Annotated in this window: 12 protein-coding genes and 2 pseudogenes; 9 read left to right on the plus strand and 5 right to left on the minus strand. The window is 74.7% G+C overall.

Going from position 1 to position 13790, the window contains the following annotated elements:
- Positions 1-129 precede the first annotated feature (129 nt).
- From ACSBPG_RS30545 to arsB, 5 genes and pseudogenes are all read left to right on the plus strand, one after another.
- Positions 130-285 (plus strand): annotated as a pseudogene (locus ACSBPG_RS30545) (IS3 family transposase); the annotation flags it as partial.
- A 269-nt stretch (positions 286-554) separates the two neighbouring features.
- Complete coding sequence (locus tag ACSBPG_RS30550; RefSeq protein WP_435541036.1) at positions 555-932, plus strand: ArsR/SmtB family transcription factor; 378 nt, start codon at positions 555-557, stop codon at positions 930-932.
- A 33-nt stretch (positions 933-965) separates the two neighbouring features.
- Positions 966-1982: an ArsJ-associated glyceraldehyde-3-phosphate dehydrogenase gene (locus tag ACSBPG_RS30555; protein WP_435541037.1), complete on the plus strand. Its 1017-nt coding sequence runs from the start codon at positions 966-968 to the stop codon at positions 1980-1982.
- 4 nt (positions 1983-1986) lie between these two features.
- Positions 1987-3291, plus strand: coding sequence for an organoarsenical effux MFS transporter ArsJ (gene arsJ / locus ACSBPG_RS30560; RefSeq protein WP_435541038.1), 1305 nt, complete (start codon positions 1987-1989; stop codon positions 3289-3291).
- Between the two features lie 23 nt (positions 3292-3314).
- On the plus strand, positions 3315-4394 hold the full coding sequence (gene arsB / locus ACSBPG_RS30565) for an ACR3 family arsenite efflux transporter (protein ID WP_435541039.1): 1080 nt from the start codon (positions 3315-3317) through the stop codon (positions 4392-4394).
- Between the two features lie 51 nt (positions 4395-4445).
- Here arsB and ACSBPG_RS30570 read toward each other — a convergent pair.
- Positions 4446-5432, minus strand: a pseudogene (locus ACSBPG_RS30570) (permease); the annotation flags it as partial.
- Positions 5433-5515: 83 nt separating this feature from the next.
- Between ACSBPG_RS30570 and ACSBPG_RS30575 the strand changes: the two are divergent.
- The 3 genes from ACSBPG_RS30575 to ACSBPG_RS30585 all read left to right on the plus strand — a co-directional run bounded on the left by ACSBPG_RS30575 (position 5516) and on the right by ACSBPG_RS30585 (position 7620).
- On the plus strand, positions 5516-6391 hold the full coding sequence (locus ACSBPG_RS30575) for a LysR family transcriptional regulator (protein ID WP_435541040.1): 876 nt from the start codon (positions 5516-5518) through the stop codon (positions 6389-6391).
- 103 nt (positions 6392-6494) lie between these two features.
- Positions 6495-7133, plus strand: a complete 639-nt coding sequence (locus tag ACSBPG_RS30580; RefSeq protein WP_435541041.1) for a class I SAM-dependent methyltransferase — start codon at positions 6495-6497, stop codon at positions 7131-7133.
- Between the two features lie 40 nt (positions 7134-7173).
- A complete protein-coding gene (locus ACSBPG_RS30585; RefSeq protein ID WP_435541042.1) occupies positions 7174-7620 on the plus strand; it encodes a hypothetical protein in 447 nt (148 codons plus the stop codon).
- Positions 7621-7674: 54 nt separating this feature from the next.
- On the opposite strand, the gene ACSBPG_RS30590 is transcribed toward ACSBPG_RS30585, so the two are convergent.
- From ACSBPG_RS30590 to ACSBPG_RS30600, 3 genes are all read right to left on the minus strand, one after another.
- On the minus strand, positions 7675-8946 hold the full coding sequence (locus tag ACSBPG_RS30590; protein ID WP_435541043.1) for an MFS transporter: 1272 nt from the start codon (positions 8944-8946) through the stop codon (positions 7675-7677).
- Positions 8943-10385: an NAD(P)-binding protein gene (locus ACSBPG_RS30595; protein ID WP_435541044.1), complete on the minus strand. Its 1443-nt coding sequence runs from the start codon at positions 10383-10385 to the stop codon at positions 8943-8945. Before ACSBPG_RS30595 ends, ACSBPG_RS30590 begins: the two co-directional genes overlap by 4 nt.
- A 75-nt stretch (positions 10386-10460) precedes the next feature.
- Positions 10461-10874, minus strand: a complete 414-nt coding sequence (locus ACSBPG_RS30600) for a PadR family transcriptional regulator (RefSeq protein WP_435541045.1) — start codon at positions 10872-10874, stop codon at positions 10461-10463.
- A 266-nt stretch (positions 10875-11140) separates the two neighbouring features.
- On the opposite strand from ACSBPG_RS30600, the gene ACSBPG_RS30605 reads away from it, so the two are divergent.
- Entirely contained in the window at positions 11141-13180 is a 2040-nt protein-coding gene (locus ACSBPG_RS30605; protein ID WP_435541046.1) for a methyl-accepting chemotaxis protein, read from the plus strand.
- Between the two features lie 85 nt (positions 13181-13265).
- Here ACSBPG_RS30605 and ACSBPG_RS30610 read toward each other — a convergent pair.
- Positions 13266-13790: IS3 family transposase (locus ACSBPG_RS30610; RefSeq protein WP_435541047.1), on the minus strand; the 525-nt coding region annotated here is incomplete at its 5' end.

Consider the following 13790-nt stretch of genomic DNA (forward strand, 5'->3'; position numbering starts at 1 on the left):
GGGACCGGGGCGATCACGGGGCCAGCGGTGCGCCGGCAGCCTCGGCCCCAGGTGGCGAGGGCCTGTGCACGGGCGGCGCGGAACTCGGAGGGGGGCGGTGGTCGCGGCGGAGGTGGAAGAGGTTGTTGACCGTGGCGCACCCTGGAAGCCGTCGAGTTCGCCACCCTGGAATGGGTGGACTGGTTCAACCACCGGCGCCTCCTCGAGCCCATCGGAAACATTCCTCCCGCCGAAGCCGAGGCGCGCTACTATGCTCAGGCCGAGGCCGTCGCCATGGCGGCGTGACTCAGGCAAAATCGCCTCCGGGAAACCCGGAGCGGTTCAGGCCGCGGCGGACCCGTGTTGTTTTCGACGGCGGTCGGGTCGGGGGAAGCGTTGACGCTTTCGACCGGATCCGCCGCGAGGCGGAAAACGGCACTTCGTTGCCACCGACCACCGCCAGATGGCGCTCTCGGTGCCGTCCTCGCCGTCGGACAACGCTGGGCCGGTTCAAAGGCCTCGCCGCGGGCACCGCCACGTTGACTTGCGCCGGTCATTTTGATAATGGTCAAACCATGGAACAGAAACAGGCCATAGCCGCGCTCGCCGCGCTGGCACAGGAGTCCCGCCTCACCGTTCTCCGTCTGCTGGTGCGGTCCGGCCCGGAGGGGCTTGCCGCCGGGGAGATCGCCGAGCGGCTGGGCGTGCAGCCGGCGACGCTGTCCTTCCACCTTTCCCAGCTCAGCCACGCCGGGCTGGTGACGTCGCGGCGGGAGGGGCGGTCCATCATCTACAGCGCCGATCTGCCGGCGATGAAGGAGCTGATGGGCTTCCTCCTGCACGACTGCTGCGACGGTCATCCGGAGCTGTGCGGCATCCTCGGCGACACGGCGCCGTCCGCGAACGATGCGTGCTGCCCGCCGAACGGTCGGCGACCGCAGGCCGCGAACTGAACCACCCTGTCGCGAGGCAATAGGACAACGGGCATGACGGTGCGCGTCGGCATCAACGGGTTCGGCCGCATGGGACGCCTGGCGTTCCGTGCCGCGCAGGGCCGGACGGACGTCGAGATCGTCCACATCAACGAGGTGAAGGGCGGGCCCGCGGCCGCGGCCCACCTCCTGGAGTTCGACAGCGTGCACGGGCGCTGGCCGGTGCCGGTCGCGGCCGGGGACGGCCACATCGTCGTCGACGGCCGCCGCGTCGGCGTCTCGGAGCACGCCCGCCCCGCCGACATCCCGTGGCGCGAGCTCGGCGTCGCGGTGGTGATCGAAAGCTCCGGCAAATTCGTCACCACCGACGCCAACCGGCCCCATTTCGAGAACGGCGGGCGGAAGGTCGTGGTCGCCGCCCCGGTCAAGACGCCGGGCGCCCTCAACGTCGTCATGGGCATCAACGACCACCTCTACGACCCGGCGGAGCACGATCTCGTCACCGCCGCCTCCTGCACCACCAACTGCCTCGCCCCCGTGGTCCGGGTGGTGCACGAGGCGCTGGGCATCCGCCACGGCGTCGTCACCACCATCCACGACGTCACCAACACCCAGGTGATCGTCGACGCCCCGCACAAGGACCTGCGGCGCGCCCGCTCCGCCCTCGCCTCCCTGATCCCCACCTCGACGGGATCGGCCACCGCCATCGCGCTCATCTACCCCGAGCTGAAGGGCAAGCTCAACGGCATGGCGGTGCGCGTGCCGCTGCTCAACGCCTCCATCACCGACGCGGTGTTCGAGGTGGCCCGGCCGACCACCGCCGAGGAGGTCAACGCCCTGTTCAAGGCGGCCGCCGCCGGCCCGCTCGCCGGCATCCTCGGCTACGAGGAGCGGCCGCTGGTCTCCGTCGACTACCGCTCCGACCCGCGCTCGGCCATCGTCGACGCCCTTTCCACCCTGGTGGTGGACGGCACGCAGGTGAAGGTGATCGCCTGGTACGACAACGAGATGGGCTACGCCCACCGCCTCGCCGAGCTGACCGCCAAGGTCGCCCGGTCGCTGGAGGGCTGAGGCCATGGGGGGCACGGGAGCCCGGGGGGCCTTGCGCGACTACGCCATCGTCACCGCCGCCTACTGGGGGTTCACCCTCACCGACGGCGCCCTGCGCATGCTGGTGCTGCTGCACTTCAACACGCTGGGCTACACGCCCTTCCAGCTCGCCTTCCTGTTCGTCCTCTACGAGTTCTTCGGCGTCGTCACCAACCTGGTGGGGGGATGGATCGGCGCGCGCTTCGGGCTGCGCCTCACCCTGTTCGCCGGGCTCGCCCTGCAGATCACGGCGCTGACCATGCTGTCGGCGGTCGACCCGGCGTGGACCCTGGCGCTCTCGGTCGCCTACGTGGTGGCGGCGCAGGGGCTGGCCGGCATCGCCAAGGACCTCACCAAGATGTCGTCCAAGAGCGCCATCAAGGTGGTGGTGCCCGAAGGCCAGGCCGGCGCGCTCTTCCGCTGGGTGGCGGTGCTGACCGGGTCGAAGAACGCGCTGAAGGGCGTCGGCTTCTTCCTCGGCGGCCTCCTGCTGTCGACCCTGGGCTTCCGGCACGGGCTGTGGGCCATGGCCGGCGGGCTCGCGCTGGTCCTGCTGGCGGCGGTGCTGCTGCTGCGGGGCGACCTCGGCCGGTCGAAGAAGACGGTCAAGTTCACCCAGATCCTGTCGAAGACCCGCGCGGTGAACGTGCTGTCGGCGGCGCGCTTCTTCCTGTTCGGCGCGCGCGACGTGTGGTTCGTGGTCGGCGTGCCGATCTTCCTCTACGACCGGCTCGGCTGGAGCTTCGCCGAGGTCGGCGGCTTCCTGGCGGCCTGGGTGATCGGCTACGGCGTCGTCCAGGCCGCCGCACCGGGAGTCGTCAAGCGCTCCCCCGACGGGGTGTCGAGCGAGGTGCGGGCGGCGCGCCTGTGGGCGCTGGCGCTGGCCTTGCTGCCGGCCCTCCTCGCCGCGGCGCTGGCCGCCGGCGCCGACCCGGGCCTGAGCGTCATGGTGGGGCTCGGGCTGTTCGGCGTCGTCTTCGCCGTCAACTCCTCGGTCCACTCCTACCTGATCCTGGCCTACACCGACGCCGACAAGGTGGCGCTGAACGTCGGCTTCTACTACATGGCCAACGCCGGCGGCCGGCTGACCGGCTCGCTGCTGTCCGGCCTGTCCTACCAGGCGGGCGGCATCGTCGGCTGCCTGCTCGTCGCGTCCGCCCTGGTGGCCGCGTCCTTCCTGCTGTCGCTCCTCCTGCCCACGGCGCGCGACGGCGGCACTCCCGCCGTGACGGCCCCGTCCGCCGCGCCCGATGCCGCCATGCGCCACGTCGCCGTGCCCCACGCCGATTGACGTCACGAACGGAGTCCCTGCCCATGTCCGCGCACTGCGACATCACCGCCCGCCAAGCGGCCGGTTCCCCGATGGGCGTGTTCGAACGCTTCCTCAGCCTGTGGGTGGCCCTGTGCATCGCCGGCGGCATCCTGCTGGGGCTGGCGTTGCCCGGCCTGTTCGAGGGGCTGGCCGCGCTGGAGGTCGCCAACGTCAACATGGTCGTCGCCGTGCTGATCTGGGTGATGATCTACCCGATGATGGTCAACGTCGACTTCGCGTCGCTGGCCCACGTCGGCGACCGGCCCAAGGGGCTGGTCATCACCCTGGTGGTGAACTGGCTGATCAAGCCCTTCACCATGGCGGCGCTGGGTCTGCTGTTCTTCGAGGGGCTGTTCCGCGGCCTCGTCGACCCGGCCGACGCCAAGGCCTACATCGCCGGCATGATCCTGCTGGGTGCGGCCCCCTGCACCGCCATGGTCTTCGTGTGGAGCCAGCTCACCCGCGGCGACGCCACCTACACGCTGGTCCAGGTGTCGGTGAACGACCTGGTCATGGTCTTCGCCTTCGCCCCCATCGTCGCCCTGCTGCTGGGCGTCACCGACGTGATCGTGCCGTGGGCCACGCTGCTGTGGTCGGTGGTGCTCTACATCGTCATCCCGCTGGCCGCCGGCTACCTGACGCGCCGCTCGCTGGTCGCCGCGGGCGGCGCGGCCGCGGTGGAGCGCTTCACCGGCCGCCTCAAGCCCTGGACCGTCGTCGGCCTGCTGGCGACCATCGTCCTGCTGTTCGGCTTCCAGGGCGAGACCATCATCGCCCAGCCGCTCCTCATCCTGCTGATCGCCGTGCCCCTGGTGATCCAGAGCTACGGCATCTTCGCCATCGCCTACGCCTGGGCGTGGGCGTGGCGGGTGCCCTTCGCCATCGCCGCCCCGTCGGCGCTGATCGGCACCTCCAACTTCTTCGAGCTGGCGGTGGCGGTCGCCATCAGCCTGTTCGGCCTGCAATCGGGCGCCGCGCTGGCGACCGTGGTGGGCGTGCTGGTGGAGGTGCCGGTCATGCTGTCGCTGGTCGCCCTGTGCAACCGCAGCCGCGACCGCTTTCCCGCCGGTGCCGCCGGATAGCCCGGCCGGCGGCCCGGCGAGGAACGGCGCCGCCGCCCATCCCGCGAGCATCGACCCGCCCACCGCCAGCACAAGGTAGAGGAGGAACACCGGCAGGCGGACCAGGGCGAACACGGGAACGGCCGCCCAGGCGCTGACGATGCCGCCGGCGACCAGGAAGGCCAGGGCCGCGCCGGGCGCCATGCCGGCGTCCATCAGGCCGCGGACCAGGGGAAGGGCCGCGTAGCCGTCGAGATAGATCGGCGCGCCGACGACGGCGGCCAGCGGCACCGCCCAGGCGGTGTCGCGCCCGACGAGGGGCGCGATCGCGTCGCCGGGCAACAGCCCCCGCAGCGCGAACTCGGCCAGGAAGGCCAGGGCCAGCCACGGCACCAACGGCCGCGCGGTGGCAAGGAACGTCGCGGCGAAGACGGCGCGCCGCGCCGGCTGCGCCCAGACGCGCCATGCGAAGGTCCGCGGGCCCTCCGGACCGCACGCGTCGCCGCCGCCCATGCCGGCCCACCGGCCACCGCGCAGGGGCGCGCGCAGCGCGCCCCTGCGGGCGAGAAGCCGGGTCACCCCCCCGCCGAGCAGGCCGATGCCCACCGCCGCGCCCGCCTTCGCCAGGGCGAAGGGGGCCCCGAGGGTCGCCGCCGTGACCGCCAGCATGCCGGGATCGGTGACCGGCGAGGACAGCCAGAACGCCATCACCGGCGCCAACGGCACGCCGCCGGCGAGCAGGCCGGCGACCACCGGCAGGACCGTGAGGCCGCAGACCGGCGTCACCGCACCGGCCGCCGAGGCGGCGACGATCATGCGCCAGGGGCGCCCGCGGAACGCCGCGGCCAGCGCCGGCATCGCTCCCATGGCGGTGACCGCCGCGGTCAGCCCGATGCCGATCAGGACCGCCGGTGCGACCAGCACCAGGTTCCACGCGACGAACCCCGCCGCCTCCCCGGCAGCGCCCGGCGCCGCCACCCCCGCCACCAGGCCGACGACCGCCAGCGCCACCGTCCGGGCCGCCATCCGCCGTCCACCGGGGCCGCCGTTCCACGCCATCGCCCACCCCCCAGCCGGTTCCGCATCCCCGACGATAGGCGGGCGGATGGCATCGTCACAAACGAACAGTTATGATCGTCGGTATGATGAAAAACGAACGCTTGCCCCTCGACAGCGATCTCCTGCGGACCTTCCTGGCGGTCGCCGAGGCGGGGAACGTGACGCACGCCGCCGCCGCCCTGGGCCGCACCCAGTCGGCCATCAGCGTGCAGGTGCGCAAGCTGGAGACGACGCTGGGGACGGCCCTGTTCCGGCGCCAAGCCCGCGGCATGGCGCTCACCCCGGGCGGCGAGGCGCTGGTCGGGGCGGCCCGCCGCGCGCTCGGCGAGATCGACCGCATCGCCGGCCTCTTCGCCGCGCCGCTCGCCGGTCCCGTCGCCGTCGGCATTCCCGACGACCACGGCCCCGGCGTCCTGGCCTCGGTGCTCGCCACCTTCGCCGCCCGCCATCCCGAGGTGGAGGTGTCGGTGCGCTGCGCCGTCAGCACCGACTTCCCGGGGGCGGTCCGCCGCGGCGAGCTCGACCTCGCCGTCCACGCCGCCCCGCCGGAGGCGGCCGGCGCCGCCCCGCTGCTGACCGAGGACACGGTGTGGGCGGCCCATCCCCGGCTGCCCCTCGCCCCCGGGCGGCCGGTGCCGCTGGCGCTGTTCGACCGGGCGTGCTGGTGGCGCGACGCCGCCCTCGCCGCCCTGGCCGCGGCGGGGCGGCCCTGTCGCGTCGCCTACAGCAGCGAGAGCGCCGGCGGCGTGACGGCGGCGGTGGCCGCGTGCTTGGCGGTCGGCGTCTTCGCCCGCAGCACCGTCCCGCCCGGCTTGCGGGTGCTGGACGGGCGCGACGGCTTTCCGCCCCTGCCCGCCTCGTCCCTGGTCCTGCTGCGGCGGAGCGGCGGCCCGACGCCGGCCGTCGCCGCGATGGAGGAGGCGATCCGGACGGCCCTGGCGGGCCCGGGGCGGCGATGACGCGGCGCCCGCCACGGCTGTGCCGGATGACGCGCGGCGGTCGTGGCGTGGTCATGCGGATGTTGCTAATGTTCGAGGCGCAACGCCACGGGAGGCCGGACCCATGACCCGACGGCAGCGCCAGGACCACTGGCAGGGCGTCTACAGCCGCACCGCCAGCGACGCGGTGAGCTGGCACCAGGACCATCCCGCCGCCTCCCTGGCGCTCATCCGCGCGTCCGGCGTCGCGCCCGACACCCGGCTCGTCGACGTCGGCGGCGGGGCGTCGACGCTGGTCGACCATCTCCTCGATCGCGGCCACCGCGCCGTGACGGTGCTCGACATCGCCGGCGCGGCGCTCGCCGTCGCGCGCACCCGCCTCGGGGTGCGCGCCGACGCGGTGAGCTGGGTCGAGGCGGACGTCACCGCATGGCGGCCGCCGGCCCGCTACGGCCTGTGGCACGACCGCGCCGTGTTCCACTTCCTCACCGAGGCCGCCGACCGCGACGCCTACCGCGCCGCCCTGGACGCCGCCCTCGAGCCCGGCGGCACGCTCGTCATCGCGTCCTTCGCTCCCGACGGCCCGGACCGGTGCAGCGGCCTGCCCGTGGTCCGTTACGGCCCCGAAACCCTGGCGGCCGAGCTGGGGGCCGCCTACCGGCTGGAGGAGGTGGTGCACGACGACCACCGCACTCCGGCGGGACGACGGCAGGCCTTCGTCCATTGCCGCTTCCGCCGCAGCCCCGCGGACGGTGGGCGCTGACGGCACGCCGCGGCTTCACCACCAGCACGGGAGAACGACCATGGTGCGATCGACCCTCGTCCGGCTCGCCGTGGCGGCGCTGCTCGTCGCCGCCGGCCGGCCGGTGGTGGCGCAGGAGCGCCAGCTCGTCGAGCTGCCGCCGCCCATGCAGCAGCACATGATGGCCAACATGCGCGACCACCTGCGGGCGCTGCAGGACATCCTGGCCGCCGTCGCCGGGGGCGACGCCGAGGCCGCGGCCCGCATCGCCGAGCAGCGCATCGGCATGACGTCGCTGGTCCTGCACGACGCCGCCCACCTCGGCCGCTTCATGCCGGAGCCGATGCAGCGGATGGGGACGGAGCTGCACCGCGCCGCCAGCCGCTTCGCCGTGGCCGTCCAGGACGCCGACCTCGATCCCGTCGACGGCCCGAAGGCGGTCTTCCGGGCGCTGGCCGACGTCACCGCCACCTGCAACGCGTGCCACGCCGCGTACCGCATCCGCTGAGCGGCGGGATGGGACCGCGCGGCCGTCCGGCGGGTCCCGGACGGCGATCGCCGGTCAGCGGCTGCGCGCCGCGGCGTACCAGAACGCCGCCGCGGTGACGGCGGAGCCGGCCAGCGCCGCGGCCAGCACCCCGTCGTAGCTCCCGGCGGCGCTCCACAGCAGCGCCCCGCCCAGCGGGGCCAGCGCCTTGGCGGCGATGCCGGGCGCCGCCAGGGTGCCGTTGACGGCGCCGTAGGCGTCGCGCGTCACCATCTCCGGCACCGCCAGCCCGCGCACGATGGTCATGATCCCGTTGGCGGCGCCGTAGAGGACGGCGAACAGCACCAGGACCGCGACCTCCCGCGGCGCCGCCAGGAGCAGCGCCAGCGCCACGGGGAAGACGGCGACCGTCGCCGAGCCGACGGCGCGGATGGAGCGCCGCCCGGCGAGCAGCCACACGGCGACGCGGCCGGCCACCTGGGCCGGGCCGATGACGGCGATGGCGGCGACCGCCGTCGCCGCGTCGAATCCCCGCTCGATCAGCAGCGGGTAGAGGTGGAAGGCGATCCCGGAGAAGACGCCGTAGAAGACGGTGAAGGCGACCAGCAGCCCGAGGAAGGCCGGCTGCCGCAGCGCCCACGCCACCGCCGCCCGCCCCTCGCGCGGCGCCGGCCGGCCGGCGGCGGCCGGCGGGCGCGGGGCGTCGGCCGCCGCGTCGATCACCGCGAGGTGCAGCGCCACGCACAGCAGCAGGTTGAGCGCCGCCAGCACGAGCAGCGCGTCGCGCCAGCCGACGCGGTCCAGCAGCACCTGGACCAGCGGAACGAACACGGTGCTGGCGAAGCCGCCCCACAGGCTGAGCGCGGTGATGCCGCGCCGCGCCTCGGCGCCGTAGCGCCGCGCCACCACGGCGAAGGCCGGCTCGTAGAGGGTCATCGCCTGGGCGAGCCCGATGCCGGCGAACAGGGCGTAGAGAGACCACGCCCCGTCCACGGCCGCCCACGCCAGCAGGAGCAGCCCGCCGAGCAGCGACCCCAGGGCCATCACCGCCCGCCCGCGGCCGCGGTCGATGGCCGCCCCCACGGGGTAGGCGGCCAGCCCGGCGACCAGCAGCCCCACCGTCGCCGCGGCGTAGACGGCCGGCTTGGTGAGGCCCAGCTCCGCCGCCATCGGCCCGGCGACCAGGGGGAAGCTGTAGTAGAGGGTTCCCCACGAGACGATCTGGCCGACGCCGAGCCCGGCGATGAAGGCGCGGTTGCGGGGCGCCGGAGCCGGCGCCCCGGATTCGACCGGGTTGCGGGGCGCCGGACGCGGCGCCCCGGCGTCGGACGCGGCGCCCCCGCTCACCGCCCGCAGCAGCCGGCCGCCGCCGGAACGGCGGCCGCCGGCGCCGCGACGGAGTCGGGGCCGGGACCGCAGCCGCAGCCGGCCTCCCCCGCCGCCTTGGCCTCGGCGTCCCGGGCGCAGCACGCCGCCACCGCGGCCGGCGCCGGGCCGCCGCAGCAGCCGCCCGCGGCCTCTTCCTCACCGGTCAGCGCCGCGGTGCTGCACACGCCGGTCTCGGGCAGCACGAGGTGGACGTCGCGGGCGGCGGCGTGGTCGCCGGCCAGTTCGGCGGCGATGGAGCGCACCTGCTCGTAGCCCGTCGCCATCAGGAAGGTGGGGGCGCGGCCGTAGCTCTTCATGCCGGCGATGTAGAAGCCGGGCTCGGGGTGCGCCAGCTCGGCGGCGCCGTGGGGCGGCACGGTGCCGCAGGAATGCAGGTTGGGGTCGATCAGCGGCGCCAGCGCCGGCGGCGCCTCCACCGCGGGATCGAGGGCGACCCGCAGCTCCCGCAGCATGGCGAGGTCGGGGCGGAAGCCGGTGGCGACGACGGCGCGGTCGACCGCCAGCTCCACCTCCCGTCCGGCCACCGTCGCCGCCACCGCGAGGCCGCGTCCGCGGCACGCCACGCGGGTGGCCGCGAAGCCGGTCAGCAGCTCCAGCCGCCCCGCGTCGATCGCCCGCTTGGCGGCGAGGCCGAGCGCGCCGCGCGCCGGCAGCTGGTCGTTGAGCCCGCCGCCCAGCAGCCGCGCCACGCCGTCGCGGCGCAGCGCCCACAGCACCCGCGTCTCCGGCGCGTCCTCCTGGAGCCGCAGCAGGTCGAGCACGGCGTTGATCGCCGAATGGCCGGAGCCGACCACCAGCACCCGCGCCCCGGCGTAGGTGTCGCGCGCCGCCCCCAGCACGTCGGGGATGCCGTAGGCGATGCGGTCGGCGGCCGCGCCCTCGCCGGGGACCGGCAGCCCGTCCACGCCCATGGGGTTGGGCGCGAACCAGGTGCCCGAGGCGTCGATGACGGCGCCGGCGGCGGCCGCGTGGTCCGCCCCGCCGGCGTCGTGCCAGCGCACCACGAAGGGGGCGTCGGCGCGGCCGGCGGAGGCCAGCTTGTCCAGCCCGGCGCGGCCGATGGCGGTGACGGTGGCGCCGGTGCGGATGTGCGGCGCCAGCGCCGGAAGGGCGGCCAGCGGCTCCAGATAGCCGCGCACGATCTCCCCGCCGGTGGGGATCGCCTCGGGGTCGGGCGCCGTCCAGCCGGCGGCGTCGAGCAGGCGGCCGGCGGCCGCGTCGACGACGTAGCGCCAGGGGGTGAACACCCGCACATGGCCCCAGGCCCGCACCGCGTGCCCGGCCGCCGGGCCGCGCTCCAGCACCAGCGGCGTCAGGCCGCGTTCCAGCAGATGGGCCGCCGCCGCCAGCCCCACCGGGCCGGCGCCCACCACCGCGATCGGAAGCTCCGTGCTCATCCGTCCTCCCTCCCCGTTATCGACCGTCAATGCATCGATCACCGATGCATAAGGACACGAAAATCGGCCGCGCCATCAGCCGCAGCAGCCCCCGCCGTCCTGCGCCACCCGCCCGCTGTCGATCAGCGCGCGGGTCACCTCCAGCCACGCCTCCACGGCGACCCGGAAGGCGTCGCGCCCGCGCCCGGTGAGGGTGTAGACCTTGCGCTCGCGGCCCGAGACCACCTCGGCGTGGGCGGTGACGTAGCCGCCCTCCTCGAACTCCCGCAGCACGGGGTAGATCGTCCCTTCGGCCGGCGAGCAGCAGCCGCTGGTCGTCCGCTCCACGGCGCGGGCGATGTCGTAGCCGTGCATCGGCGCGTCGTGGAGGACGCGCAGGATGAAGAACTTGGACAGGCTCATCTTGATGGTGCCGTTCCAGTAGGAGCGGCTGGTGAGGTCGGGCGCCGGCCGGGTCACCGGGCGGATCTGTGAGGTGGTGCGTGCCATGGCGCCATCCTGATGCATCGATGGCCGATGCGTCAAGGGTCGATGCTTCGAGGATCGACGCGTCGGGGTCCGTCGCGCCAGGGGCCGAAGGGTGCGCCGCTGGCGGCGAGGGCGCGCCTGTCGGAAAAGCTTCACGAAACGGACAGAGCTCTGGAACCGGAGTCCGATACTTTGACATTTGGACAAGCGTTGAAACCGGCACGCCGGGCGCCGGAGGACCGGCGGCGATGCCTGGAACGCCGGGATGACGGACGGGAGTGGCTGACATGACCTTGACCATCGCGCGGCGCATCCAGTCCGGGTTCGGCGTCCTGCTCCTTCTGCTGGTGGCGGTGGGCGGCTTTGCCGTGGTGCGCTTCCATGGCGCGCAGGACTCCGGGCGGGCGGTCCGCGCCCAGGCCGCGGTGGCCGCCGCGGCCGACGGCTACGCCCTGTCGCTGGCCGAGCTGTCGCGCGCCGTGGCGGCCTACGAGGCGAGCGAGGTCGAGGCCGACCTGACCGCCGCCACGGCGGCCCGGGCGCAGGCGCGGCGCGCCCTCGACGCGCTGGCCGCCACCCTGCCCGCGGCGACGGCGGAGGCGGTGCGGGCCGCCGCCGCGGCCTACGAGACCGCCCTGGACGGCGCGCTCATCCGCGTCGTCTCGCGCCAGGACGGGCGCGCCGTGACCCTGCTGGCGGCGGCCAACCTGCGCACCAGCCTCGCCGCCCTCGACTTGGCGCTGGCGGAGGACGGCGCCGCTCCCCCGCCGGGCCCCGCGGCGCCGGACCCCGCGGCACCGGGCCTCGCGGCACCGGGCCTCGACGCGGCGGCCCGGGCCGCGCTGGTGTCCGGCCTCGCCTACGCCCACCGTCTCGACCCCGAGGGGTTCGAGGCGGCGCGGGCCGACGTGCAGGCGTTCCGCGCCGCCCTCGACGCGCTGGACCCGCGGTTCGCCGGCCGGCCGCGCGACGCCCGGGCGCCGCTGCGCTACGCCAAGCGCGACGCCGGCGTCCTCTACGAGGGGCTGGTCCAGTTGAACGGCGCGGCCAGCGCCTACCGGCAGGACATCGCCGCCTACCGCGCCGCGGTGGCGGCGGCGGCGGAGCGGGCGGCGGCGCTGCGCGCGGCGATGCGGGAGCGCCAGGACGCGGCGGTCGACGCGATGGACCGCACCACCACGGCGGCGACGGTGCTGACGGGCGCCCTGGCGCTGGGCGGGGTGCTGCTCGGGGTGGGGCTGGCGCTGGTGATCGCCCGCGGCATCGTGCGTCCGCTCGCCCGCATCCAGGACGGCATGGAGGCGCTGGCGGGCGGCGACACCACCCGCCCGGTGGCCGACACCGGGCGCCGCGACGAGATCGGCCGCATGGCCCGCAGCCTGGCCCGCTTCCGCGAGAACGCCCTGGAGGTCGAGCGCCTGACCCGCGAGCGCGAGGCCGGCCGCGCCGAGGCGGAGACCGGCCGCCGCCAGGCGCTGGCCGCCATGGCGGCGACCGTGGAGGCGGAGACCGGCGCCGCGGTCGACCAGGTGGCCGAGCGGACGCGGGAGATGGCCGGCAGCGCCGAGGCGGTGGCGCGCTCGGCCGACCGGGTGGCGACCTACGCCCAGAGCGTGACGGCGGCGGCGCAGCAGACCCTGGCCAACGTCGAGACCGTGTCGGCGGCGACGGAGGAGCTGACCCGCTCCATCGCCGCCATCGGCGCCCGCATCGCCGGTGCCGCCGAGACCAGCGCCGCCACGGTGGAGCACGGCCAGCGGGCCACCGGGACCATCCGCTCGCTGGCGGTGACGGTGGCGCAGATCGGCGACGTCGCCGACCTCATCCGCAGCATCGCCGAGCAGACCAACCTGCTGGCGCTCAACGCCACCATCGAGGCGGCCCGCGCCGGCGAGGCGGGGCGCGGCTTCTCGGTGGTGGCCGCCGAGGTGAAGGGGCTGGCCGGCCAGAGCGCCCGGGCCACCGAGGACATCAGCCGCAAGCTCGCCGACATCCGCGCCGCCACCGACTCCTGCGTGGCGGCCATGGAGGAGATCGCCGCCGCGGTCGGCGCCATGGACCGCGTGCACGGCGACATCGCCGGCGCCATGGACCGCCAGTCCGCCGCCACCCGCAGCATCGCCGCGGTGGTGCTGGACACCGCCGGCGCCGCCCGCGAGGTGTCGCACTGCATCGCCCGCGTCTCCGAGGAGGCCGCGGCGACCGGCGACCACGCCGGCCTGGTCCGCACCACGGTGGAGCACCTGGCGACTGGCGTGGCCGAGCTGCGGCACACCCTGGTGCGGGTGGTGCAGGCGAGCACGGCGGAGGGGGCGGGGGCGGGGTGAGCGCGGCGGCTCACAGGCAGCCGTTGCGTCCGCTCTGCGCCAGGAGCGGACATGTGAGCTTCCCCCGGCGAGAATAGACACCGGATTATGCAGCCCGAAGCTCGGCCTGCTCTGGGGTGATGTAGCCGAGGGCTGAGTGCAGCCGTTGGCGATTGTAGTAGCCTTCGATGTAGGCGAACAGGTCCCGCTTGGCGGCGTCGCGCGTTGGATACCGTTGGTGATGGACGAGTTCGGACTTCGCCGTTCCGAAGAAGCTCTCCATGGGGGCATTGTCCCAGCAGTTCCCCTTGCGGCTCATGGATTGGACAATGCCGTGATCCTTCAGGGCTTTGCGGTACTCCGCCGAGGCGTATTGGCAGCCGCGGTCGGAGTGCTGTAGGAGGCCGGGGGCGGGGCGCTGCCGCTGGATCGCCATGGTCAGCGCCGCCAGCGGCAACTCGGTGCGCAGGTGATCGCGCATCGCCCAGCCGACCGCCTTGCAGCTGAACAGGTCCAGGACGACCGCCAGGTACAGCCAGCCCTCGTCGGTCGGCAGTGGAGTAGGAAGCGCTGAAGCGCTTCCCCTCCCCGAACCGTACGTGCACCTTTCAGTGCATACGGCTCTCCATTC

Source organism: Azospirillum sp. ST 5-10, from assembly GCF_051225715.1.
Lineage (GTDB): Bacteria > Pseudomonadota > Alphaproteobacteria > Azospirillales > Azospirillaceae > Azospirillum.

Coding starts and splice junctions, on each gene's coding strand:
- ACSBPG_RS30550 (WP_435541036.1), top strand. CDS start 555: ATGGAACAGAAACAGGCCATAGCCGCGCTCGCCGCGCTGGCACAGGAG.
- ACSBPG_RS30555 (WP_435541037.1), top strand. CDS start 966: ATGACGGTGCGCGTCGGCATCAACGGGTTCGGCCGCATGGGACGCCTG.
- arsJ (WP_435541038.1), top strand. CDS start 1,987: ATGGGGGGCACGGGAGCCCGGGGGGCCTTGCGCGACTACGCCATCGTC.
- arsB (WP_435541039.1), top strand. CDS start 3,315: ATGTCCGCGCACTGCGACATCACCGCCCGCCAAGCGGCCGGTTCCCCG.
- ACSBPG_RS30575 (WP_435541040.1), top strand. CDS start 5,516: ATGATGAAAAACGAACGCTTGCCCCTCGACAGCGATCTCCTGCGGACC.
- ACSBPG_RS30580 (WP_435541041.1), top strand. CDS start 6,495: ATGACCCGACGGCAGCGCCAGGACCACTGGCAGGGCGTCTACAGCCGC.
- ACSBPG_RS30585 (WP_435541042.1), top strand. CDS start 7,174: ATGGTGCGATCGACCCTCGTCCGGCTCGCCGTGGCGGCGCTGCTCGTC.
- ACSBPG_RS30595 (WP_435541044.1), bottom strand. CDS start 10,385: ATGAGCACGGAGCTTCCGATCGCGGTGGTGGGCGCCGGCCCGGTGGGG.
- ACSBPG_RS30600 (WP_435541045.1), bottom strand. CDS start 10,874: ATGGCACGCACCACCTCACAGATCCGCCCGGTGACCCGGCCGGCGCCC.
- ACSBPG_RS30605 (WP_435541046.1), top strand. CDS start 11,141: ATGACCTTGACCATCGCGCGGCGCATCCAGTCCGGGTTCGGCGTCCTG.